This window comes from Nonomuraea sp. NPDC049152 (assembly GCF_040648355.1).
Lineage (GTDB): Bacteria > Actinomycetota > Actinomycetes > Streptosporangiales > Streptosporangiaceae > Nonomuraea.
The window spans coordinates 78,240-101,102 of the sequence record NZ_JBEZDO010000019.1 but is presented as its reverse complement, the minus strand read 5'-3'; the positions used below and the strand labels follow the sequence as shown (position 1 = coordinate 101,102).

20 protein-coding genes are annotated in these 22,863 nt (G+C 70.9%); 14 read left to right on the top strand and 6 right to left on the bottom strand.

The features are described from left to right. Positions 1-40: 40 nt before the first annotated feature. The 6 genes from AB0B45_RS30660 to AB0B45_RS30635 all read left to right on the top strand — a co-directional run bounded on the left by AB0B45_RS30660 (position 41) and on the right by AB0B45_RS30635 (position 6,425). A complete protein-coding gene (locus AB0B45_RS30660; RefSeq protein ID WP_358137572.1) occupies positions 41-553 on the top strand; it encodes a 3-hydroxyanthranilate 3,4-dioxygenase in 513 nt (170 codons plus the stop codon). 4 nt (positions 554-557) lie between these two features. Next, positions 558-1,526 (top strand): amidohydrolase family protein, encoded by a 969-nt coding sequence (locus tag AB0B45_RS30655; RefSeq protein ID WP_358137570.1) that lies wholly within the window; start codon positions 558-560, stop codon positions 1,524-1,526. Beyond that, positions 1,523-2,701: an aminotransferase class V-fold PLP-dependent enzyme gene (locus tag AB0B45_RS30650; protein WP_358137568.1), complete on the top strand. Its 1,179-nt coding sequence runs from the start codon at positions 1,523-1,525 to the stop codon at positions 2,699-2,701. Before AB0B45_RS30655 ends, AB0B45_RS30650 begins: the two co-directional genes overlap by 4 nt. A gap of 91 nt (positions 2,702-2,792) precedes the next feature. Beyond that, positions 2,793-3,998: a serine hydrolase domain-containing protein gene (locus AB0B45_RS30645; protein WP_358137566.1), complete on the top strand. Its 1,206-nt coding sequence runs from the start codon at positions 2,793-2,795 to the stop codon at positions 3,996-3,998. A gap of 71 nt (positions 3,999-4,069) precedes the next feature. Next, complete coding sequence (locus tag AB0B45_RS30640) at positions 4,070-5,752, top strand: hypothetical protein (RefSeq protein WP_358137564.1); 1,683 nt, start codon at positions 4,070-4,072, stop codon at positions 5,750-5,752. 103 nt (positions 5,753-5,855) lie between these two features. Next, positions 5,856-6,425 (top strand): LysE family translocator, encoded by a 570-nt coding sequence (locus tag AB0B45_RS30635; protein ID WP_358137561.1) that lies wholly within the window; start codon positions 5,856-5,858, stop codon positions 6,423-6,425. Here AB0B45_RS30635 and AB0B45_RS30630 read toward each other — a convergent pair. Next, positions 6,387-6,779 (bottom strand): MmcQ/YjbR family DNA-binding protein, encoded by a 393-nt coding sequence (locus tag AB0B45_RS30630; protein WP_358137559.1) that lies wholly within the window; start codon positions 6,777-6,779, stop codon positions 6,387-6,389. The two genes, AB0B45_RS30635 and AB0B45_RS30630, sit on opposite strands and share 39 nt — an antisense overlap. Next, the gene (locus tag AB0B45_RS30625) at positions 6,776-7,825 is read right to left on the bottom strand and encodes a DUF2293 domain-containing protein (RefSeq protein WP_358137556.1); all 1,050 of its coding nucleotides are present in this window, start codon (positions 7,823-7,825) and stop codon (positions 6,776-6,778) included. The genes AB0B45_RS30630 and AB0B45_RS30625 overlap by 4 nt, the downstream gene beginning before the upstream one ends. Positions 7,826-7,944: 119 nt before the next feature. Here AB0B45_RS30625 and AB0B45_RS30620 point away from each other — a divergent pair, with 119 nt between their 5' ends. Continuing rightward, positions 7,945-8,763 carry an FKBP-type peptidyl-prolyl cis-trans isomerase gene (locus tag AB0B45_RS30620; protein WP_358137554.1) on the top strand — a complete coding sequence of 273 codons (819 nt, stop codon included), beginning with the start codon at positions 7,945-7,947 and terminating at the stop codon, positions 8,761-8,763. 51 nt (positions 8,764-8,814) lie between these two features. Here the strand turns inward: AB0B45_RS30620 and AB0B45_RS30615 are convergent, their stop codons facing one another. Continuing rightward, a complete protein-coding gene (locus AB0B45_RS30615; RefSeq protein ID WP_358137551.1) occupies positions 8,815-9,732 on the bottom strand; it encodes a M23 family metallopeptidase in 918 nt (305 codons plus the stop codon). A gap of 81 nt (positions 9,733-9,813) precedes the next feature. Here AB0B45_RS30615 and AB0B45_RS30610 point away from each other — a divergent pair, with 81 nt between their 5' ends. After that, positions 9,814-12,537, top strand: coding sequence for a BTAD domain-containing putative transcriptional regulator (locus AB0B45_RS30610; protein ID WP_358137548.1), 2,724 nt, complete (start codon positions 9,814-9,816; stop codon positions 12,535-12,537). On the opposite strand, the gene AB0B45_RS30605 is transcribed toward AB0B45_RS30610, so the two are convergent. Continuing rightward, positions 12,506-13,852 carry an NERD domain-containing protein gene (locus AB0B45_RS30605; protein ID WP_358137546.1) on the bottom strand — a complete coding sequence of 449 codons (1,347 nt, stop codon included), beginning with the start codon at positions 13,850-13,852 and terminating at the stop codon, positions 12,506-12,508. The two genes, AB0B45_RS30610 and AB0B45_RS30605, sit on opposite strands and share 32 nt — an antisense overlap. Positions 13,853-13,912: 60 nt before the next feature. Here AB0B45_RS30605 and AB0B45_RS30600 point away from each other — a divergent pair, with 60 nt between their 5' ends. Both AB0B45_RS30600 and AB0B45_RS30595 read left to right on the top strand, forming a co-directional pair. Continuing rightward, complete coding sequence (locus AB0B45_RS30600) at positions 13,913-14,503, top strand: type 1 glutamine amidotransferase family protein (RefSeq protein WP_358137543.1); 591 nt, start codon at positions 13,913-13,915, stop codon at positions 14,501-14,503. Further along, positions 14,500-14,943, top strand: coding sequence for a MarR family transcriptional regulator (locus AB0B45_RS30595; protein WP_358137540.1), 444 nt, complete (start codon positions 14,500-14,502; stop codon positions 14,941-14,943). The genes AB0B45_RS30600 and AB0B45_RS30595 overlap by 4 nt, the downstream gene beginning before the upstream one ends. Here the strand turns inward: AB0B45_RS30595 and AB0B45_RS30590 are convergent. Next, on the bottom strand, positions 14,940-16,355 hold the full coding sequence (locus tag AB0B45_RS30590; RefSeq protein ID WP_358137537.1) for an MDR family MFS transporter: 1,416 nt from the start codon (positions 16,353-16,355) through the stop codon (positions 14,940-14,942). The genes AB0B45_RS30595 and AB0B45_RS30590 overlap by 4 nt on opposite strands. Positions 16,356-16,410: 55 nt before the next feature. Between AB0B45_RS30590 and AB0B45_RS30585 the strand changes: the two genes are divergently transcribed. Further along, positions 16,411-16,923 (top strand): PadR family transcriptional regulator, encoded by a 513-nt coding sequence (locus tag AB0B45_RS30585; protein WP_358137534.1) that lies wholly within the window; start codon positions 16,411-16,413, stop codon positions 16,921-16,923. Positions 16,924-16,933: 10 nt separating this feature from the next. Here AB0B45_RS30585 and AB0B45_RS30580 read toward each other — a convergent pair whose 3' ends face one another. Further along, positions 16,934-17,842: an acyl-CoA desaturase gene (locus AB0B45_RS30580; protein ID WP_358137532.1), complete on the bottom strand. Its 909-nt coding sequence runs from the start codon at positions 17,840-17,842 to the stop codon at positions 16,934-16,936. A gap of 133 nt (positions 17,843-17,975) precedes the next feature. Between AB0B45_RS30580 and AB0B45_RS30575 the strand changes: the two genes are divergently transcribed. The 3 genes from AB0B45_RS30575 to AB0B45_RS30565 are packed head-to-tail and all read left to right on the top strand — an operon-like array spanning position 17,976 to position 22,857. After that, positions 17,976-19,169 (top strand): cytochrome P450, encoded by a 1,194-nt coding sequence (locus AB0B45_RS30575; protein ID WP_358137530.1) that lies wholly within the window; start codon positions 17,976-17,978, stop codon positions 19,167-19,169. After that, entirely contained in the window at positions 19,169-20,737 is a 1,569-nt protein-coding gene (locus AB0B45_RS30570; RefSeq protein WP_358137527.1) for a peroxidase family protein, read from the top strand. The genes AB0B45_RS30575 and AB0B45_RS30570 overlap by 1 nt, the downstream gene beginning before the upstream one ends. Next, on the top strand, positions 20,734-22,857 hold the full coding sequence (locus AB0B45_RS30565) for a hypothetical protein (RefSeq protein ID WP_358137525.1): 2,124 nt from the start codon (positions 20,734-20,736) through the stop codon (positions 22,855-22,857). Before AB0B45_RS30570 ends, AB0B45_RS30565 begins: the two co-directional genes overlap by 4 nt. Positions 22,858-22,863 lie beyond the last annotated feature (6 nt).

The following is a 22,863-nucleotide window of genomic DNA, read 5'->3' as shown; positions in this document are numbered from 1 at the left end:
GAGCGACGAAGCGGTCGCGACCATCAGAAGAGGAGCGAGCATGATCCCGCCCATCGACTTCAACAAGTGGATCGACGAGCACGCCCACCTGCTCAAGCCGCCGGTGGGTAACAAGGTCGTGTTCGAGAAGGCGGACGACTTCATCGTCATGGTCGTCGGCGGCCCGAACCAGCGCACCGACTTCCACATCGACCCCTTCGAGGAGCTGTTCTTCCAGATCAAGGGGAACATGCGCCTCAACGTCATGACTCCCGACGGTCCTGACACCGTGCACATCCGCGAGGGCCAGATGTGGCTGCTGCCCGGCAACCTGCCGCACTCGCCGCAGCGCGAGGCCGACTCCGTCGGCCTGGTGATCGAGCGGATCAGGCCTGAGGGCACGCTGGAGACGTTCAGGTGGTACTGCCAGCAGTGCGACGCGGTGGTCCACGAGGTGGAGCTGCAGGTGCGCGACATCGTCAAGGACCTGCCGCCGGTCTTCGAGGCGTTCTACACCGACGAGAAGGCGCGCACCTGCGACAACTGCGGGGCACTGCACCCCGGCAAGGGCTGACCGAGTGATCGTCGACGTCCACACGCACTACGTCGCCAAGGGCTGGCCCGACCTGGGCTGGCCCGGCGCGCCCCGGCTGCGGATCGAGTCCGAGCGCGAGGCGATGATCGTCGTCAACGACCGCGACTTCCGCAGGATCCAGGACGACTGCTGGGATCCCGAGGTCCGCCTGGCGACGATGGGCGTGGACAGGCAGGTCGTCTCCCCGACCCCGGTGTTCTTCGCCTACGAGCGCCCGGCGAAGCAGGCCGCGAACGTCGCGCGGATCTTCAACGACCTCGCCCTGGAGATCTGCGCCGACGAGCGGCTGATCCCGTTCTGCCAGGTCCCGCTGCAGGACCCCGACCTGGCCTGCGAGGAGCTCGACCGGTGTCTGGCCGCCGGGCACAGGGGCGTCGAGATCGGCAACCACGTCGGCGACAGGGACCTCGACGACGAGGGCGTCGTGCAGTTCCTCCAGCACTGCGCGGCCAGGAACGCTCCCGTCTTCGTTCACCCGTGGGACCTGCCGACGGGACCGAGGCTCGACAGGTGGATGGCGCAGTGGCTGGTCGGGATGCCGGCCGAGACCCACCTGTCGATCCTCGCCATGATCCTCGGCGGCGTCTTCGACCGCGTGCCGGAGACGCTGAGGATCTGCTTCGCCCACGGAGGCGGCTCGTTCGCCTTCTGGCTGGGCCGCTTCGAGAACGCGTGGCATCGCAGGAACGACGTCATCGGGACCTCGGAGCACCCCCCTTCGCACTACCTCGACCGCTTCAGCGTCGACTCCGTCGTGTTCGACGAGCGGGCGCTGCGGCTGCTGGTGGACACCATGGGGGAGGACCGTGTGATGCTCGGCTCCGACTACCCCTACCCGCTCGGCGAGTCTCCCGTGGGGAGGCTGGTCAGCGGCGCGGGCTTCCTCTCCGACCGGGCTCGCGCCAGGATCCTGGGAGGCAATGCCGAGACCTTTCTTGGAGAAACACCGTGAATCGTGAAGACTGCCTGGCTCTTGACGCGGCCGACCCGCTGAAGGAGTTCAGGGACGAGTTCGTGCTGCCCGAGGGGGTCGTCTACCTCGTCGGCAACTCCCTCGGCGCGCTGCCCCGCCGTACCGCCGAGAGGGTGCGGAGGGCGGTCGAGGAGGAGTGGGGCCGGGAGTTGGTCGGCGGGTGGAACAGCGCGGGCTGGTACGCCCAGCCGCTCACCACGGGCGACAGGCTCGCCCCGCTGATCGGCGCGGGCCCGGGGACGGTGGTGGTGGGCAACACCACGTCGATCGCGGTGTACCAGGCGGTGGCCGCGGCCATGCGGCTGCGTCCTTCCAGGCCGGTGGTGGTCGCCGACGTGACCAACTTCCCCACCGACAACTACATCCTGGAGGGGCTCGGCTGCGAGATCCGCGACTTCTCCGAGGGTGTCGGCGACGACGTGGCCGCGGTGCTGCTGTCGGAGGTCAACTACCGCACGGGCGAGCGTTACGACGTGGCCGAGGTGACCGCGCGGGTGCAGGCCGCGGGCGCGCTGATGATCTGGGACGTCTGCCACAGCGTGGGCGCGCTGCACGTCGACGTCTCGCAGGCCGACTTCGCGCTCGGCTGCACCTACAAGTACCTCAACGGCGGGCCCGGCGCGCCCGCGTTCCTCTACGTGAACCCGCGCCACCACGAGGCGGCGGAGAACGTGCTGTCCGGCTGGTACGGCCACGCCGAGCCGTTCGCCTTCGAACCGCGCTTCCGGCCCGCCGACGGCATCAGGCGCTTCACCGTCAGCACCCCGCACGTGCTGTCGTTCGCCGCGCTGGAGGCCGCGCTCGACATCTGGGAGCGCGTGGACATGGCCCACGTCAGGGCCAAGAGCGTCCAGCTGACCGAGACGTTCGTCGAGCTCGTCGGCGACGCGCTCGAGCTCGCCTCTCCCCGCGCGCCCGAGCGCAGGGGCAGCCAGGTCAGTTTCCGCCACCCCGACGGCTATCCGGTGATGCGGGCGCTGATCGACAGGGGCGTCCACGGCGACTTCAGGGCACCCGACATCCTCCGCTTCGGGTTCGCGCCGCTGTACATCAGGCACGTCGACGTCTACGACGCGGCCCAGACCCTGCTGGAGGTGCTCGACAAGGAGCTGTGGAGGGACGAGAAGTACGCCCAGCGGCTCGCGGTCACCTGAGCGACCCATCTGCCTCCCTCCCAGGAGGGAGGCCGGAGTTCACCGGCACCGGCGATCCGGAGAGACGGGCGTTCTCGACAAGATCGAGGACATGAACAAGAGCCTCTCCTCGGCCCTCGCGCTCGCCTGCCTCGCCACCTTCGCCGCCGTCGTCGCGGCCCCCGCGCGTGCCTCGGCCGAGGACTGCCCGGTCCCTCCGCCCGCCACCGACCCCGTCATCAAGGTGCCGCCGCTCAACGAGGCGGCCCTCGCCAAGAGCATCGAGAAGCTGCCCGCGCCCGACGCCACCGCGGCGGTCGTGCGCGTGGGCGGCACGAAGGGCACGTGGAAGGGGGTCACGGGGGTCGGGGACCTGCGCGCCAAGCGGCCCGCCCGGGACGACGTCCGCTTCCGCGCCGGCAGCGTCACCAAGATGTTCACCGCCGCCGTCGTGCTCCAGCTCGTCGCCGAGGGCAAGGTGTCGCTCGACGGCACGGTTCAGGAGTACCTGCCAGGCCTGCTCCCCGCCGACTACCCGCCGATCACCGTCGGCCAGCTGCTCAACCACACCAGCGGCCTGCCCTCGCCCGAGATCGACGGCGGCTTCGAGGAGGTCTACAGGACCAGGTTCAAGACCTGGACCCCGAAGGAGTACGTCGCGCTGGCCGTCGAGAACCCGGTCGAGTTCACGCCCGGCACCAAGCAGCACTACGTCAACATCAACACCTTCGTCGCGGGCCTGCTCATCGAGAAGCTCACAGGACGCTCCTACGAGCACGAGGTCACCGCCCGCATCCTGCGCTCGCTCGGCATGCGCGACAGCTACCTGCCAGGACGGTCGACCCACATCCGCGGCAAGCACAACCACGGCTACCAGGTCGTCCCCGACGGCTTCCCCGGCTCGACCGCGTACGGCGACGCGTCCGTCGTGGACATGACCACGACCAGCGTCACCTCCACCTGGGCCTCGGGCGACCTCATCTCGACCGCCCGCGACCTGGAGACGTTCGTGAACGCGCTCTTCTCCGGGGAGGTCGTGCCCTACGCCCAGTTGGAGCCGATGTTCACCGTCCCCAGGGTGACGGCATTCGGCAGCTGCGACCCCGCCGTCTACACCTCCGGCATGTCCAGGATGGTGCTGCCCGGCGGGCAGGTCGCCTACGGCAAGACGGGCGCCAGGTACGGCTTCTCGGCAGGCGTGGGCGCCACCCGCGACCTGAGCAGGACCGTCGTCTACTCCATCAACTCCACCGACGCCAAGGCCTCGGGCCGGAACCAGCGCGGACTGGGCGTGGCGCTGGCCGCCCTGGTTCCGTAACGCGGAACCAGCCATTGGGGAACGGGACGCGCACCCCCCACTCTGGTGCGCATCCCCCGAAAGGTCACAAGATGTTCAGAGCGACTCTGGCCACCACCGCCTGCCTGGCAAGCCTGCTGGTGGCCGCCCCCGCGCAGGCCGAACCCGACGACGCCTTCCCCACCGTCTGCGGTGACCGCCGGCCGGGCGAACCGGCCCCCGGCGAGTACGGCATGCAGCTCGACGGCTCGTTCCGCCATCCAGCACTGACGCCCGCGGGCGAGGAGCGCTTCCGCTTCCCCGGCGGCGCGCAGGACCTCTTCCCCAAGACCAAGGGCTACGACCCGAAGAGCTACGTCGAGGGACCGATCAAGGTCGAGGCCTCCTACAGGGGCGCGGACTTCACCCCGGACTACTTCCACACCTGGCAGAACGTCGTCGACTTCGACGGCCGCCGCTACCTGTTCCAGTACGACCGCACAGAGGCCCGCGTCTACGACGTCACCGACGTGCGCAAAGTGAAGATCGTCGAGGTGCTGACCGGCAAGGACTGGAAGACGGCCGACTACTGGGGCGCCTCCACCATCCAGTGGCGTGACGGCCACTACGTGATGATCCAGTCCTTCGAGCAGAAGCGCCAGGTCGACCAGCTGGGCGACGCGGTCGAGCGCACCAAGTTCCACAACCCTTCGGGCGTGAAGCAACTGCGCGAGGAGACCACTTTCAAGGGCTTCAAGGTCTACCGCCTTGACGGCCCGCGGAGGAAGGACTGGAAGCTCCTGTCCACCGTGACCACCGACCCCACGCTGACGGACCCGAAGCCGGGCGTGCAGCAGGGCTCGGGCTCGCTGGACGTGCCGTACTGGACCGGCGGGACGTACATGTACGTCGCCGTCGCCCCGCTCGACACCTGGCGCAACACCGAGGTGCCCACCTATCTCTACTCGCCCGGCTACCAGGCCTGGGACATGTCCGATCTGAAGCACCCGAAGAAGGTCGGCGAATGGCACCGCAAGGGCCAGGTGGCGGGCGAGGAGGCGGCTTACGCGAAGAACCCGCGCTGCGGTAACCAGACCTCGTGGATGGGCGCGCGCATGCCGTTCTTCGTCTCAGGCAAGTACGGCTTCGCCGCGATGGGCGGCTACGGGCTGTCGATCCTCGACCTCTCCGACCCCGCCGCGATGAAGGAGGTCGGCCACCTCGACCTGCCGATGTCGGTCGGCGGCACCGAGGCCGACAACGTGGACGTCTCCCAGTACGCCAAGACCGGCCTGGTCTACGTCTCCGGCTACCCGCTCGGTGAGGACTGCCACGAGCCGTACAAGGACGTGTTCCAGATCGACGCCCGCGACCCGCGCCACCCGCGCATCGTCGGCAAGCTTCCCAGGCCCGAGCCCGCGGCGGGGGCGAGGTTCGCCGACTACTGCCGGCGGGGCGGCAGCTTCGGGCCCAAGCGGTCGGGCTCCTACACCTCTCCGGGGGACCCGAAGCAGGGCCTGCTGACCTACGCCTTCTACAACGCGGGCGTGCAGTTCTTCGACACCACCGACGTCAGGCGGCCGAAGCGGGTCGCGCAGTTCGTGCCCAGCGGGTTCGCCAAGGGCGTCCCCGACTACGCGCTCGGCAACCAGACCCACGCCGTCTACGTCGAATGGGACCGCAAGATCGTCTGGGTGTTCACCAACGACGGCATCTACGCTGTCTCCTCGGCCAGGCTGCTGGGCACGCCCACGTTGGGCAGGCCCGTGGCGCCGTACCGGAATTCGGACAAGTAATATCAAGGGCGCCCACAAGGCGCCCCTGTACGTCCGCGGTTCCGTGCGGCCTGCACACCCGCGGGTCTCCCGGAGCGCGCCCGGCTTCCGGGAGACCCCCGCCATGCTGCTGACCTTCGCGGTCACCGCGCTTGTCATGATCATGATCCCCGGCCCCGACGCGGCCCTGATCATGCGTAGCTCCCTCACCCACGGCCGCGTCGCAGGACTGCTCACGATGGCGGGAGGCCTGCTCGGCCTCACGGTCCACGCCACCGCCGCCTCGCTCGGCCTGTCGGCGCTGCTGGCCGCCTCACCGACCGCGTTCACCGTGCTCAGGTGGCTCGGCATCGCCTACCTGCTGTGGCTGGGCGTGCAGTCCTTCCGCGCCAAGCCGCAGGAGGCGCCGACCGCGGGGCAGCGGCACATCCGCAACGGCTTCTTCTCCAACCTGCTCAACCCGAAGGTGCTGCTGTTCCAGGTCACGTTCCTGCCGCAGTTCATGAAGGGGCCCGACGACGCGCTGCTGCTGTCGGCCGTCTTCGCCGGGCTCTACTTCCTGTGGTTCCTCGTCTACGTCCTCGTGGTCGACAGGATGGGCGCGCTGCTGCGCACTCCCCGGGTACGGCGGCGCGTCGAACGGATCACCGGCGTCCTACTCGTCGGCTTCGCGCTGCGCCTGGCCGTCCAGTAGCCTGATCGCCCGTTTCGGGGCGATCGCCCGGTAGCTCTCCTCCACCCAGTCGAGCAGCACCTCGGTTTCCGGCAGCTCACTCTCGAACGGGACCGTCACCCAGCCCGCCTTGCCCAGCCCGTAACCGCTGGGCTCGGCGCCCTGGACGGTCAGCGCGTGGCCGTGCGACTCCGACAGCAGCTTCACGCCGAACGCCGGGTTCCACTTCTCCGTCGGCTCGTCGATGCCGAGGAAGACGAACACCTTCTTGTTGACCTTGATGACGCTCTCGCCCCACGGGAAGTCCTCGTGGGTCTCGGGCAGGCTCAGCGCGAAGTCGTGGATGGCCTGTCGGACGGCGTGCCAGTCGCTCATGCCTGATTTCTACCCTTGAGCTCCGACAGTTTGGCCTCGATCACCGGCCGGATGCGGTCACGGGCCTCCATGCGGGGGACGCCGTCCATCAGCATCCTGTCGTAGTCGGTGTCGAGGTGGCGGATCGAGGCCACGACCGCGAGCGTGATCGCGTTCTCGTCCATGGCCTTGGCGGCGGCCGTACGGCCGACCCTGCCGCTGCCGCGCTGGGCGGCGTGGGCGGCGATGGACTCGGCGCGCCCCGGCGGGCAGCGCGGGAAGAGCCGCACGATCTCGTCCGCCATCTTGGCCTGATAGTCGAGGTCCTGCTCGGCCCTGCGCTCACGGTCGCGTGCCCGGCGGGCTTCGCGCGCCTCCTCGTCGCCCAGACACTGCTCCTCCGCGCGGGCCAGTGCGGCCTCCTCCACCAGCACGCCCTGGCGCTGGTAGACCTTGCGCCGCCGGTTGTACCGCACGACCACCGCCGACAGCACGCTCTCCTTCTTCGCCCTGCGGCTCAGTGCCGCGTTGCCCGAGGGGAGGAAGACGAGGTGGTCGAGGTCGGCGCAGGTCAGGCAGAGCGGGCGGTCGTCCTCTGTGATCAGGTAGGGGCCCGTGTCGCCACACACGGCGCACCTCCACGGCTCCAGCGGGGAGACCACGACCAGGTCGGGCGCCTTGCTCTGCCGTTCGGTGAGCTGCTTGACGCGCGTGTCGCTGAGGTCGGGGGAGATCCAGTGGACCTTGAAGGAGCCCTGCTCGCCCGAAGTGGTGAAGCGCAGCTCCCGACGGTCCCTGCCGCCTGACAGGTACGGCGTCTCCACCGGGCGCAGGCCCTTGGAACGCGCCCACTCGCCCAGCGCCGCGGCGGCGTCGAGCAGCCGCGAGTCGTCGACGGCGGCCAGCTCGGCGAGCGTGGCGGCCCTGCCCTGGCGCCAGGTGTCGACGTGGCGGCTGTGCAGCCAGCGCAGGCCGGTGACGACGTCGAGAAAGGTGACGTACTTGCGGGTGGCGAGCGCGATCTCGGCCGCGTCCGCGACCCTGCGCGCCAGGTTCGGTCGGCTCACAGCACACCAGTGTGCCCGCCGCCCGAGCCTCCGGACGCCCGGATCCCCAGTGGGCGGGTTTGCGCGGAGATGGCGGGCGGCCAGGAGTCGCTTGAGACGATCGCGGCTAGGTCATCACCGTGCGCGCCATCGTCCTGCTCTGCCTGGTGTTCGCCGTCTCCTGCGCACCACCCGCCACCCCCACGGTGACCGGCGCGTTCGGCGAGCGGCCCGTCATCGAGGTGCCCCTGCGCCGTCCAGAACCCACGCCCACGGTGAGCGTGCTGTCGGAGGGTTCAGGCCCGCGTACCAGGAGGGGCGACGTGGTGCTGGCGGAGGTCGAGATCCGCCGGTGGGACGGCGCCAAGCCGTACGTCACGACCTACGACACCAACCAGCCCACCGCGGTCGTCCTCGACGGGCGGCACGTCTCGCAGGCGTGGGAGCGGGCGCTGGTCGACCGGCCCGTGGGCAGCAGGGTGATGCTGGTCAGCCCAGCCCACCTCGCGTACGGCCCGCGCGGCACACCCGGGCGCGCCGACAGCGGCCAGACGCTGGTGCTCGTCTTCGACATCCTCGCCGGCTACCCGCCGGACGCCAGGCTGGTCGGCCGGCGGCTGCCTGACCTGCCGGACACCCTCCGCCCTGGCGTCCTGATCGACGGTTCAGGACCGCCGGTGACGCGCGGCGCCAGGGTGGTCGTGCAGTACGTCGGGGCCCGCTGGCCCAGCAGGAAGGTCTTCGACTCCTCGTCCGCCAGGGGCGGCCCGAACGTCGTCGTGCTGAAGGAAGGCGCGGTGCCGCCAGGCTGGGTGGAGGGGCTGACCGGCAGGCGGGTGGGCAGCAGGGTCGCGATCACCGCGCCCGCCGTCGCGAAGGAGGTCCTGACGGCGGGGGGGATGGCGGTCCCCGCGGGGACCGCGCTCGTCTACGTGGTCGACATCATCGGCATGGTGTGACGCGGGACAGGGCCTCCACCGCGCCGTGGAGGCCCTGTCGAAGCTCGCTGATCAGCCGCAGTGCTCGAAGGGGCTGTCGTAGGTGGAGGAGCCTGCCTTGCCGCCCCACTTCACGCACTTGTCCGCCGCCGACGCCCTGACGGGTCCCGCGTAGTACTCGTAGTTGCCCGAGTCGGTGATCCTGCTACTGCCTTGCACTTCCAGGTAGGCGGTGGTCGCCGTGGCGGTGCCGAGCGAGGCGCTCTTCATCGTGGCGACGCAGTTGTAGCCGTTGCCGCTGTTGTAGAGCAGGTAGACCGTGCCGGAGGAACCGAGGGCCGCCGAGTCGATCACGCTGTAGCCGGCGCCGCAGACTTCCTGCGGGGTGTGCGGGTTGCTGCTGCCGCCGCAGTTCTTCGAGGTCAGCGTCTGGATGGGGTAGCCGAAGGTCACGCCGTTGAAGACGGCCTTCTGGATGTTGGACGGGTAGCTGCTGCCGAGCCGCACCTCGTAGTGGAGGTGGGGTGAGATGTTGTTGCCCGGCTTGCTGGTGTTGCCGACGGTGCCGACCTTCTGGCCCTGGGAGACGGACTGGCCCACGCTGACCGAGCGGACGTTCAGGTGCGCGTAGTAGGTTGCCCAGCCGCCACCGTGGTCGATCTTGACGAGGTTGCCGTAGCCGTTGGTCGAGCCCTGATGGGCGGAGATGACCACCGTGCCCGCCGCGGCGGCCACCACGGTGTCGCCGAGGTCGGCGTCGGGCGTGCTGCCCCTGTTGAAGTCGATCTCCCACGACTGGTGGGCGCTGCTCGCGCTGGAGTTGCCGTTCCACGACTGCCCGCAGGGGAAGGGCATCTGGAAGTTGGTGGCCATGACGCCCACGTCGGCGGTCACCTGGTTGGGTGGGTCGCCGCCCTCGTCGCCTGGGTCGGCGGCGGCGACGCTCAGGAACAGGGCTAAGCCCGCGATGGCGACTGCTCGGAGTTTCACTGGGACCCCTTCCGCACCGGATATGTCTTGCTAGGGCCCAGGGTGGGAATAACCTGCACAAAAAACGTACAGAGGGCTGCCATGGTGTCCTTCCATGTGCTCGGCCCGCTGGAGGCGTGGGCCGGAGGGCGGCCACTGCGAATCTCCGGCGGTAAGCCGCGCATGCTGCTGGCCACACTGCTTCTCGACGCCAACCACCTGGTCAGCGCGGACCTGCTGGCCGAGGTGCTGTGGGATCGCCCGCCCCGCTCGGCTCAGGCGAACCTGCGCACCTACACCAGTGCTCTGCGCTCGTCCCTCGGCACGCACATCCGCGCCGAGGGGTCCGGATACCTGATCGAGGTCGCCCCCCAGGACCTCGATCTGCTGCAGTTCGAGCGCCTGGTGGCTCGCCGCGATCCCGACTCGCTGGCCGCCGCGCTCGCGCTGTGGCGCGGCGCGCCGCTGGCCGACCTGCCCGACCATCCGCTGTGGACGCGCAGGCTCTCCCCCCTTCACGAGGTACGGCTGGCCGCTGCCCGCGAGCTGATCGCCGCCCGCCTCGAGCAGGGGCGGTACGGCGAGGCGGTCGCCCTGCTGCGCCCCCTGTGCGCGGAGCATCCCTTCCGCGAGGACCTGTGGGGGCAGCTCATGCTCGCCCTGCACTGGAGTGGGCGGCAGGCGGAGGCGCTGGCCTGCTACACCACGATCAGGCGGCAGCTGGTCGCCGAGCTGGGCGTGGAGCCGGGAGCGGGGCTGCGCGAGGTGCAGGCCAGGGTGCTGGAGGGAGGGCCGCCGCCCGGCGTGGTCGCGGGCGCGGTCCGGGTGGCCGAGGCGGTCGCGCCCGTCCCTCGCCAGCTCCCCCCTGACATCCCCGACTTCGTGGGCCGCGTCGGCGAGTCGGTGGCGCTCGCGGGCCCGTTCTCCCTCGCGGTCATCTCGGGGCCGCCGGGGTCGGGCAAGAGCGCGCTCGCCGTCCACGCCGCACAGGCCCTCGCGGTCAGGTTCCCCGCGGGACAGCTGTTCCTCAGCCTGGCCACCACCGACCCCGCCGACCTGCTCGCCCAGGCGCTCAGGGCGATGGGCGCGACCTCGATCCCCTCCTCGCCGGCGGAACGCTCGGCCCTGTACCGCTCGATGCTCGCCGACCGGCCGATGCTCGTGGTGCTCGACGACGCCATGGACGCCTCGCAGGTGCGGCCGCTGCTGCCGGGCCACGGGTCGGCGGTGATCGTGACCAGCAGGGCGAAGCTCACCTCGCTGCCCGGCGCGCTCCAGATCCACCTGGAGGCGCTGTCACGGTCCGAGGCCGAGGACCTGCTGCGCAGGATCGTCGGCGAGGCGAGGACGGCGCGGGAGCCTGAGGCGGCCACGGCGATCGTGCGGGCGTGCGGGTTCGTGCCGCTGGCCGTACGGATCGCGGGGGCCAGGCTGGCGGCGCGGCCCGGCTGGTCGCTCGCGGTCTTCCAGAGCCGGCTCACGGACGAGGACCGCAGGATCGGAGAGCTGCGCATCGGCGACCTCGACGTGCGCACGGGCCTCGACCACAGCTATCGGGGCCTGCCGGAGGAGGCCGCCCGCACCCTGCACACCCTCGGCAGGCTCGGTGGCGCCGCGATTCCCGGCTGGGTGGTCGACGCCGTGCTCGACAGGCACCGCGCGGACGACGTCACCGACGCCCTGGTGGACGCCGACCTGTTACGGCTGGTCGGCACCGACCGGCTCGGCCAGCCGCGTTTCCAGCTGCCCGACCTGGTCCGATGTCACGCGCTCGAACAGCGCTCCGATCCCGCCGCGCTCGCCAGGGTCGTCGCGGGATGGACCGCGACCGCCGAGCTGGCCACCGCCAAGCTGCCCACCACGGTGTTCACGCTCAGCTCGGCCGCCGCGGATCGCTGGTGGCTGCCGCGTGGCACCCTCGACATGCTCACCTCCGACCCGCTGGCCTGGTTCGAGGTCGAGCACGGGGCGCTGGAGGACGCCGTCGGCCTTGCCGCGGCGGCGGGCATGGCCGAGCAGGCCTGGGGGCTGGCCGCCGCGATGGTCCCCTACCTCGACCTGCGCTGCCACTTCGACACCTGGCAGCGCACCCACCGCACCGCGCTGGCCGCCGCCAGGGTCGCAGGCGACAGGTACGGCGAAGCCGCCATGCTCCGCGGTCTCGCCCAGGTCTGCCTCTACCAGGACCGCTACGCCGAGTCGGAGGAGATGTTCGCCCGCGCCCGCAGGGTCTTCCACGAGCTGGGCGACACCAGGGCGGAGGCCACCTCGGTCTGCGGGCTCGGCGCCGTCGCGCAGTTCCGCGGCCAGCACCCCAGCGCGCTGTCCCATTTCCGCCGCGCCCTGGCGATGTTCGGCTCGATGAGCGACCTCAACGGCGAGGCCTACACCCGGCAGGCCATCGGCAGGGTCTGGCTGAAGTCGGGCGACCCCGTCCAGGCAGCGCACTGGCTGGGGCAGGCGCTGCGCCTGGCCCAGGAGCTCGGCGACGTCCATCGCGAGGGCTGCGTGTCGATCCAGCTCGGCGGCCACCACGTCGAGCGCGCGCTGGAGATCTTCGAAAGCCTCGGCGACCTGCACTGCGGCGCCTACGCCCTGCAGCGGCTGGCGGGGCTCCAGGCCGCGCGCGGCGATCTCATCCCCGCCTCGACGGGGCTCGAACGCTCGCTGGCGGTCTTCAGGCAGCTCGGCGACCGCAGCGGTCAGGCGTCCTCGGCCGAGCTCCTCGGCGAGCTGTACCGCTCGGCGGGCAGGGCGGACCTGGCCCGCGGCTACCTGAGCGAGGCCGTGGCGCTCAGGGGATCACTCGCCGCAGAAGGCGTCTGAGCCGTCCCTCCCTGGCGGAGAGCGGGGCGCCGTCGAGCGCGGAGAGCGGGGTGCCGTCGAGCGCGGAGAGCGCCTCTGCCGCGCTCGGCCGCTTGTCGGGGTCGGGGTGCACCATCTCGGAGAAGAGGCCGTCGGCGGCGTCGGGCAGCAGCCGGTGGGCGATCACGCCGGCCGCGTAGACGTCGGACGCCTCGGTCATCAGGTCGGGCCTGTCGTGGCATTCGGGGGCGACGTACTGGGCGTCGAGCACGTTGCTGAGCTCGTTGGCCACGGTGTAGGCCCTGGGCGCGCCCTTGGCGTAGTCGAACCCGGTGAGCATCGCCTGGCCCTCCTCGGTGACCAGCACGGAGGCGGGGGTCAGCGCCCTGTGGACCACGCCGTGGGCGTGCACGTGCGCCAGGCCGGAGAGCATGCCCCGCAGCGCCCCCTTGATCAGCTCGGGCCTGTGCTCCTGGAGCTGCAGGTGGAGCGCCCTGCCGTGGACGTCGTCCAGCACGAGCACGAACCTGCTCTCGTCGTCGATGGCGAAGAAGTCGCGCGACCTGACGACGGCGGGGTGGGCGGGGATCCTCGTCAGCGACTGGTAGGCGTTGGCGATGCGCTGCCGCTCGGCCGCCCGCTGCTCCTGGTCGGCCAGGGGGTCGGCCTGGTAGACGCGCAGCAGCACGGTCTCGCTGTCCGGCACGGTGGCGTTGAACGCGCGATACTCGGTCACCTTGCTGTCGCCGCCGAGCCGCTCGGCGACCTCCCAGTTGCCGAACCTGGGCGGGGCGGTGCTGCGCCGTACGGTGGCGTTGAGCGCGTCGAGGATCTTCGGCAGGTACGGCTTGGCGTCATGGGTGCCGCCCCGCCGTACCCTGCCGGGGTCGGCCAGCGTGGCGATGAGGGAGGGCAGGTAGGTGACGTTGGCGGCCTCGCGCCCTCCGGCGTCGACCAGCTCGGCGTCGGGGGAGGACAGCACGACCAGGCTGTCGACGTAGACCCGCTCCAGCTCGCGGTGCTTGTCGACGAGCAGGCCCTTCAGCGCCCTCGCGGTGCCGCGCAGCTTGGCCACGGGCGAGCCGAACGCCTCCCTGCGCGGAGGGAACCAGCGCTGTCCCGACACCTCGATGCGGCCTCTGGTGCCCTTGACGTCGATGACCACGAGCGAGTGGCCGGTCAGGACGATGAGGTCGACCTCGAACAGGTCGCCGCGGCGCGGGATCTCGATGTTGTGCAGCAGCAGCCAGTCGTCGGGCGCGTGGTCGCGGAGATGGGCGATCACCCGCCGTTCGGCGTCGTTGACTGGACGTCCGCCGCCGACGATCTCTGCCATGGGGACCATCCTTGCAGATATTCGATTGACAACATGTTGTCGTTATGACAAGATGTTGCCATGAAGCGAATCGTTCACCTCGCCGTTTACGACACCCTCGCCGACTGGGAGACCGGATACGCCACCGCGCACCTGCGCGGCGAGCAGTACGACATCGTCACCGTCGGCGAGTCGACCGACCCGATCACCACGATGGGCGGCTCGCGCATCCTGCCCGACCTCGCGCTCGACCAGCTCTCTCCGGCCGACAGCGCGATGCTGATCCTGCCCGGCGCGTCCCTGTGGGACGAGGGCGGCAACGGCGCGTTCGCGAAGAAGGCGAGCGAGTTCCTGGACGCGGGCGTGCCCGTCGCGGCGATCTGCGGCGCGGTCCCCGGCCTGGCCAGGGAAGGGCTGCTCGACGATCGTGACCACACCAGCGCGTTCCCCGGCTACGTGCAGGGCGACGGCTACAACGGCGCCGAGCACTACGTCGACGCCGACGCGGTGACCGATCGCGACCTCATCACGGCGGGGCCGACCGAGCCCGTGGCCTTCGCCAGGGAGGTGCTGGCCAAGCTCGGCGTCTACTCGCCGGAGAAGCTCGACGCGTGGTTCAGGCTGTTCAAGCACAGCGACGCGTCGGCGGTCGAGGTGCTGATGGCGCCATGAGCGACCCTGGAGAGCTGTTGTCCGCGACCGCGCTGACGGCTTTCCGGCTCAACGGGCAGTTCATGGAGGTGGCGGAGGGGCTGGCCAGACCGGTCGGCCTCACCGCCGCCTGGTGGCAGGTGCTGGGCGCGGTGCTGAAGCAGCCGCTGCCGGTGGCGGGCATCGCCAGGGTGATGGGGATGACCCGCCAGGGCGTGCAGCGCATCGCCGACCTGCTGGTGGAGAAGGGGCTGGCGGAGTACCTGCCCAACCCTGCCCACCGCAGGGCCAAGCTGCTGAGGCCGACTCCCGAGGGCATGGCCGCGGTCAAGAAGATCGACCCTGGACACAGGGACCTGGCCGAGCGGCTGGCGGCCGAGCTGGGCGAGGCCGAGTGGGCCGCCGCCCTGCAGGCACTGACCAGGCTGTCGGCCGCACTCGACGCGATCGAGCTCTCCTAGGCGGCCGCCATGGCCTCGGCGCCAGGACGCGGCCCGTTCCGCAGCACGGTACGGCTGGGCAGCGCGAGCAGTGCGATGAGGGCGATCAGCGCGCCCGACACGCCCAGCCACGGGATCACGGTGGCGGCCGCGGAGGCGTGCGCGGCCTGCAGGCCGTGCAGGGGAGCGTCCGTCGAGATGACCGAGCCGTAGGCGGTGCCCGCGATCGCCAGCGCCACCGAGCCGCCGATCTGCCGGAAGAAGGTGAGGTTGGCCGAGGCGGTGCCGATGTGCTGCGGCGCCACCGAGGTCTGCACGGCGACGGTGAGGCCCGAGAGCATCGGGCCCATGCCGAGGCCGATGAGCGCCATCCATGCCGCCAGCGCGAGGCCGGAGGTGTCGAGGCCGAGGTTCGCGCACAGGAGCGAGCCGGCGGCCAGCAGGAAGGGTGCGCCGACGAGGTAGGGCTTGTACGTGCCGGTCCTGGAGATCAGCGCGCCCATCGCGGCGCTGCCGATCACCATCGCGAGCATGAGCGGGTAGATCCGCAGGCCGGAGTCCGTGGCGCTGGCGCCGAGCGCCTCCTGGAAGTAGCGCGGCAGGAAGACCACGCCCGCGTACATGCAGAAGGCCGTGAAGAACGAGGTGAGCATGACCAGCGTGTAGGTGCGGTCGGCGAACAGATGGAGCGGGATGACCGGGTGCTCGGCCCGTCGCTCCACCAGCACGAACGCCGCCAGCGCCAGCAGCGCCCCGCCGATCGGGCCCGCGACGGCCGCGTCCGTCCACGTGTGGCCGTCGACGCCCTTCTCGGTCAGGCCGATCAGCAGGGCGCTGATCGCGACGGTGAAGACGGTGATGCCGAGGTAGTCGGGCTTTCCGCCGCCCGTGCCCCTCAGGTACGGCAGGCGCCACGCGATGATCGCGATCAGCACGATGCCGATCGGCAGGTTGACGTAGAAGGCCCAGCGCCAGCTCGCGTGGTCGGTGAAGAGGCCGCCGAGGAACGGGCCCGCCAGGTAGCTCAACGCCATCACGCCGCCGATCGCGCCCTGCACCCGGGCGCTCCGCTCGGCCGGGAACAGATCGATGATCAACGCGAGTGACAGCGGGAGCAACGCGCCGGCGCCGAGCCCCTGCAACGCCCTGAAGGCGATCAGCTGCGGCATGTCCTGCGCCAGGCCGCACAGCGCCGAGCCGACGAGGAAGACCACCACGCCGATCAGCAGCAGGGGCTTGCGGCCGTGCTGGTCGGACAGCCTGCCGTACAGGGGGACGGTCACGGTGGAGGTCAGCAGGTAGGCGGTGACGACCCAGGTGTACAGGCCGGTGCCGCCGAGCTCGGCGGTGATCTGCGGAAGCGCGGTGCCCACGATCGTCTGGTCGAGCATCGCCAGGAACATGCCGCCAAGGACGGCCAGGATCAGCAACATGTGTCGAGAGTGACATGTAAGAATTTACATGTCAAAACTTAGCTATCATGGAGCCATGTCCCTACGGATCGCGCTCCTCGGCCTGCTGACAGCCGCTGGCCCGTCCAGCGGCTACGACCTGGCCAAATCGTTCGAGTCGTCGCTCAACTACGTCTGGCAGGCGGGCCACAGCCAGATCTATCCGGAGCTGGTGAAGATGGCCGCCGACGGTCTCGTCACCGCCGACGCCGAGGGAGCGAGGGGCCGCAAGACCTACACGATCACCCCCGAGGGCGCCGAACAGCTGCGCGCGTGGCTCATGGAGCAGACGCCGAGCCTCACGGTCAGGAGCGAGAGCGCGCTGCAGGCGTTCCTGCTGCCGCTGCTCGACCCGCAGGACGCGGTGGCGGTGCTCGATCGCCTGCGGGAGCGGTACGTCAAGAAACTGGAGATGCTGGAGGCGCTGTGCGCCGACACGTCGGCGGGCGAGAAGTTCGGACGCTACGCGCTCGACCACGGGATCAGGCACGTGCGGACGACCGTGGAGTGGGCCGACGACACCATCGCCGACCTTCGCGCGCGGGGATGAGGCCGGCGGCCTAGGGGGTGCGCGAGACGCGCTCCAGCCTGGCGGGATCGGGCCAGTGCACGCCGTGCGCCCACCCGGCCAGCTCGAACCAGCGGATCAGCCTGGCGCTCGGATCGAACTGCCCCCTGAGCACTCCGTGCCTGGCACAGGTCGGCTCCACGTGGTGCCAGTTGTGCCAGCCCTCGCCGAGGGTCAGCATCGCCACCCACCGCACGTTCGACGAGCGGTCCCGCGTCGCGAACGGCCTGGAGCCGAAGGTGTGGGCGATCGAGTTGACCGACCAGGTGACGTGGTGCACGACCGCGAAGCGCACCAGGCCGCCCCAGAACAGCGCGGTCCACGCGCCCGCCCACGACATCGACCACAGCCCGCCCACCACCGCGGGCAGCGCGAACGACAGCGCGGCGACCGCGGGGTACCAGGCGTCGAACCGCCGCACGTCGGGATCGGCCAGCAGGTCGGGCACCCAGTGCCGGCGGTTCGAGCGCCTGCGCGCGGTGTAGAACCAGCCGACGTGCGCGTGCGCCATGCCGCGCAGCAGCGCGAGGCCGCTCTCGCCGTAGCGCCATGGAGAGTGCGGGTCGCCTTCCCTGTCGGCGTACTTGTGGTGGCGGCGGTGCTCGGCCGACCACAGCGTGACAGGGCCCTCGACCGCCATCCCCCCGGCGAACATGAGCGCGATCCGCAACGGCCTGCCGCACTTGAACGCCCTGTGGGTGAAGAGCCGGTGGTAGCCGATCGCGATGCCGAAGATGCTGACCAGGTACATCACCACCGCGATCACCACGTCGCGAGGCCCGATGCCCCACCCCCACGCGCCGGGCACGGCGAGCGCCACGAGCAGCAGCGGAAGGAGCACGAGGACGACCAGATAGGCGGTGCGGCGGGCGGTTCCGACCGCGACGGTCTCCGGGTTCACGCCCCTCATTCAAGAGTCGTGTTCCCATGTCACGGCAGTTGCCGTTAAGTGACGGATCAGTCACTCACGAGATCCGGAACACTCCACGGAGTAGCCATCGGGATCGGTCGCCGCACTGTGGCTACATAGCGTCATGGGCCATCTGGAGAAGTACGACGACGTGCTGGCTCGCGACCCGATGGCCGCGTTCGGCCTGGTCCGCGAGTGGATGCGGACCGAATGGCGGGAGCTGTTCGCCGAGCTGCGCGAGCGACGCCCCGTCCTCGTCACCCCCGTCTTCACGGTCGTGACCCGCTTCGCGGACGTCACCGAGGTGCTCTCCCTGGAGGAGGTGTTCAGCGTCCGCGCCTTCGGGCCGCGGCTCGACGCCGCGCTCGGCGGCGCGTTCATGCTCGCCAGGGACGCCACCGCGATGAACTGGCGGGAGAAGGGGCTGATGCAGTACCTGCTCGACCCCGCCGACGTGCCCGAGGTGCGGGCGATGGCGGGCCGCCTGGCCGACGAGGCGCTCGACGCGGCCGCGCCGAACGGGAAGATCGAGGTGGTCCACGAGCTGTTCAGACCCGTAGCACTCGGCGTGTGCGCGGAGTACTTCGGCTTCCCAGGGCCCGACGCGCAGACCCTTTCACGGTGGTCGAGGACGATCATCGCCGACTGCTTCGCCAACTACCTCGGCGACCCGGCCATCCAGGCCGCCTCCGTCGAGGCGGGCACCCAGATGATCGCCCATCTGCGCGAGCAGCTCGCCCTGCGGAGATCGGGGACGGCGGCGCGGTCGGGCGACGTGTTCTCCAGGCTGGCGGCCAGCGGCTGCGACGACGAGCGGGTCCTGGTCAACATGGCGGGGCTGCCGCTCGGGTTCGTGGAGAGCGGTCCCGGCGCGATGGTCGAGGCGACGGAGCAGCTGCTGCTGCGCCCCGAGGTGCTGTCCCAGGCCGTCCGCGACGACGACTTCGACCGCTACGTGTGGGAGGCGCTGCGGTTCAACCCGTTCTTCAAGCTGCTTCCCAGGATCTGCGAGCGCGACCACGAGCTGTCGGGCACGCTGATCCCGGCCGGCACCTTCGTGCTCGCCGCGGCCGCCTCCGCGATGTTCGACGCCGACGTGCTGACCGAGCCCGAGTCGTTCCGCCTCGACCGGCCCCGCCACCACCAGCTGTTCTTCGGCCACGGCCATCACGCGTGCCTGGGCGTGCATCCGGCCAGGGTGGTGATCTGCGAGGCCGTACGGCGGCTGCTGCGCCGCCCGGGCGTCCACGTGATCGAGGCGGTCACCCGCTCCAACGGGATCTTCCCCGATCGGTTCGTCCTCGGGCTGGAGGCCTGATGACGGCGCGGAGCATCGCCACCGACGGAGCCGCCAACCGGCTCAGGTTCCTCGCCCTGACCAGCGCGCGGCCGTTCTGGGACATCGTGCAGACCATCCAGCCCCTGCGGCGGCGCCTCAACGCCACGCTGATCGACCACGCGATCCGCGAGATGCCGCCCAGGCCCGAGCCGTTCAGCACGATGGCCGACTACACCTCGTGGGCGTCGCTGACCGACCGCACCTACAGCGGCAGGCACGTGCCCGCCTCCTGCGGCACCGAGGGCAGGCCCACCCCCGAGCGCGCGGCCGACCTGTTCACCAGGGGCGAGCGGATGATCCCCTGCCCCCGCTCGACCGTGCTGTTCGCCTACTTCGCCCAGTGGTTCACCGACGGGTTCCTGCGCGGCGACACCGCCACACCCCGCGATCCCCGCAAGAACTCCTCCAACCACCACATCGACCTCAACCAGGTGTACGGCCTGCACGAGGCGGCGACGGCCGCGCTGCGCACGTTCGACGGCGGGCGGCTCAAGAGCCAGCTCATCGACGGCGGTGAGTTCCCTCCCCACCTCTGCGAGAACGGCAAGATCAAGCCGGAGTTCGCCCCGCTGAGCGTGATCCGCTTCGACGAGCTCACCGACGCCCAGCGCGACACCCTGTTCGCCACCGGCAGCGACCGGGGCAACATCCAGATCGGCTTCACCATGCTCACCGTGCTGTTCCTGCGAGAGCACAACAGGGTGGTCACCGTGCTAGCCGAGCACTACCCGGGCTGGGACGACGAGCGGCTGTTCCAGACCGCGCGCAACATCCTCATCGTGCTGCTGATCAAACTGGTGGTCGAGGAGTACATCAACCACATCACGCCGTACCACTTCAGGTTCACCCTCGACCCCCGGCTGTCGACCCGCCTGGCCTGCGCGCCCTGGCAGCGCGAGAACTGGGCGTCGGTGGAGTTCAACCTGGTCTACCGCTGGCACAGCCTGATCCCCTCCACCCTGTCGGTGGGCGGGCGCGAGCTGCCGATGGCCGAGACCATGCTCGGCGGCCCGCTGATCCCCTCGGCGGGGCTCGGCAGGCTCCTCGAGGAGGCCTCCAGGCAGCGGGCGGGCAGGATCGGCCTGTTCAACACCGACCCGATCCTGCGGCAGGTGGACGTGGCCAGCATCGCCGACTCCCGCGCGCTCGACCTGGCGCCGTACAACAGCTATCGCGCGCACTGCCGCTTCCCGCCCGTGCGCGGGTTCGAGCAGGTGACAGGGGACGTGAAGGTCGCCGACGCGCTGCGGTCGCTGTACCGGGGGGTGGACGACCTCGACCTGTACGTCGGGCTGTTCGCCGAGGAGCCCGGATCGCCCGACGCGATGCTCCCGCCGCTGCTGACGAAGATCATCGCGATCGACGCGTTCTCCCAGGCGCTGACGAACCCCCTGCTCGCGCCCCGGGTCTTCAACGCGGCCACGTTCTCGCCGCAGGGAGTGCGCATCATCGGGAGCACCCGGAGCCTGGCGGACGTCGTCCGCAGGAACACCCCCGAGGACCCTCGGCCCCGCTACATCAGCATGACGCGCCTGGACCGCCCATGACCGGCCCCGCCTCTTCCGACCCGACCCCGTCCGATCCGGCCTCCGACCCCCTCGCGGCCCCTCCCACTCCCCGGGACAAGGCCACCACCGGGTCGGCAGAGCTGAGGGCCGCCGCACGCGACCTCGTCGACGTCGGGATCCTCATCCACGAGGCGGCGGCCCACGCCACCACCGCCCTCACCGACAAGGCCGTTCTGGCCGCCATCCCCCGCTCCTTCGTCGCGGGCTGCCTGACCCAGCGCGCCCTGCTCAAGACCGTCACCAACCGCGACGGTCTCGGCTACGCCGTCACGGGAAACCGCCTGGCCACCCTCGCGGCCAAAGCCGGCGCCATGGCCGGCGCCGAGAGCCTCGCCGTCCGCGTGCTGGCCACCTCCCTGCGCCTGCGGATCGCCGCCGTCGCCCTCGACCACCCCGAGCTGGTCACCGACCCCATGCTCGGCAGGCTCGTCCAGGCCGCCGCCGAGGACCGTGACCTCGAAGCGGTCCGCGCGCTGCGTGCCCTGCTCAAGGACAGGGGAGCGGTGCGCACGCTCAGCGCGCTCGCCCCCGTCTTCGGCGAGGTCCTCGCGTTGCGCGCGCTCCTGGACGAGAACCCGCTCAACGACGCCGCCGCCTGGCTGATCGCGACCGGAAGGGGCTACGCCACCGCCGACCCGATCACCGGCATGAGCAACAGGGCCGTCGCCGTGCTCGACAAGGGAGAGGGCGCCGCCCGCCGCGTCGAGTCCGGCGTGCCGTTGAACGACCACGGGTCGCTGCTCGCCTTCCTCGGCAACATCAGCGCGCTCGGCACGAAGGGCAGGGTGCTCGTCCAGAGCGTCGAGGGCCCCGACGGGGTGGTGCGCCACGTCCTCCAGGCGCCCGGCATGCGGGCGGGCACGCCCGACAACGACTCGCCCCAGGACCTGCTCGGCGCGTTCAGCAGCGCGGTCCTGGACAGCAGCCCCTACAGCCGCGCCCTGACCAAGGCCGTCGAGGACTACGGCGTGCCCGAGGGCGACGAGATCGCGCTGATCGGCCACAGCGCGGGCGGCGCCGCGATCATGAACCTCGCGCAGGATCCCGGCTTCTGCGCCCGCCACACCGTCACCCACGCCGTCGCCGTCGGCTCGCCGATCGACTTCAAGAAGCCCGCCGACCCGCGCACGTGGGTCGCGAGCGTCACCAACCAGCACGACATCATCCCGACCCTCGACGGGCAGGGCGCGGGCGGCTGCTTCGACCTGCATCCCGACTGGTACGTGGTCGACTACTTCGACGCCACCCACCTGTTCCCGCTCTGCCACAGCATCGAGCACTACATGGCCAACCTCGCCGCCGACCTGCCCGAGGCGAGGCGGACGATCGACGAGCGGCTCGGGCCGTACCGGGGGAGGGTGGTGCGATCACAGGCCTACCTGCTGTTCGACCGCGTGCCGTACGCCGAGGGCCTTCCGTTCCAGACCCATGGTGAGGGTACGGCCGCGCCGCCCGTCAGGTGCCGGGAGGGCAGCGCGCTCACCGCGTACTTCGCCGCCGACGCGGTCGCGGCGGCCGAACTGCTCCGGGGGAGCGGGCTCGGCCCCGCTACCGGGTTCGGCGGCCGGGCGCTCGTCGCGCTGCACGTGGCGTGGAACCGGCGGACCAGTGTGGGCGCCTACCGGGAGCTCCATCTCGGTGTCGTGCTGCGCTCCGCGGACCGCGGGCGCTCCGGGTGGTTCACGGTCGCCTCGGTGGTGGACGGCGCGGACGTCTGCGCCGTGGCGGCGCGGTTGTGGGGCGGCGTGCCGTACGAGCTGCCCATGGAGGTCGGGCTGACGGGCAGGGCCGTGAACGTCTCGGCCGGCGAGCTGCTCCGGCTGCGCGGGAGCCTCGGCCCGTGGCTGCCGCACGGCGACCGCGGCCTGGTCGGCTACGCGCGCGACGGCGACACCGTGCTGCGCTCCCGCGTACAGGCCCGCGGCAAGGGAAGGGCGCACCTGGCGCCGAGGCTAAGGCTGGGTGTCGCGCTGCGGGCGCATCCGCTGGCCGACGCGTTCCGCCGGCTGGACCTCGACGGGGCCCGCCCCCTGCTGTGCCTGACGTCCCCTGCGCGCCAGACGTTCACGGACGCGGCCGGGCCTGTTCTCATCACCTGACACGAA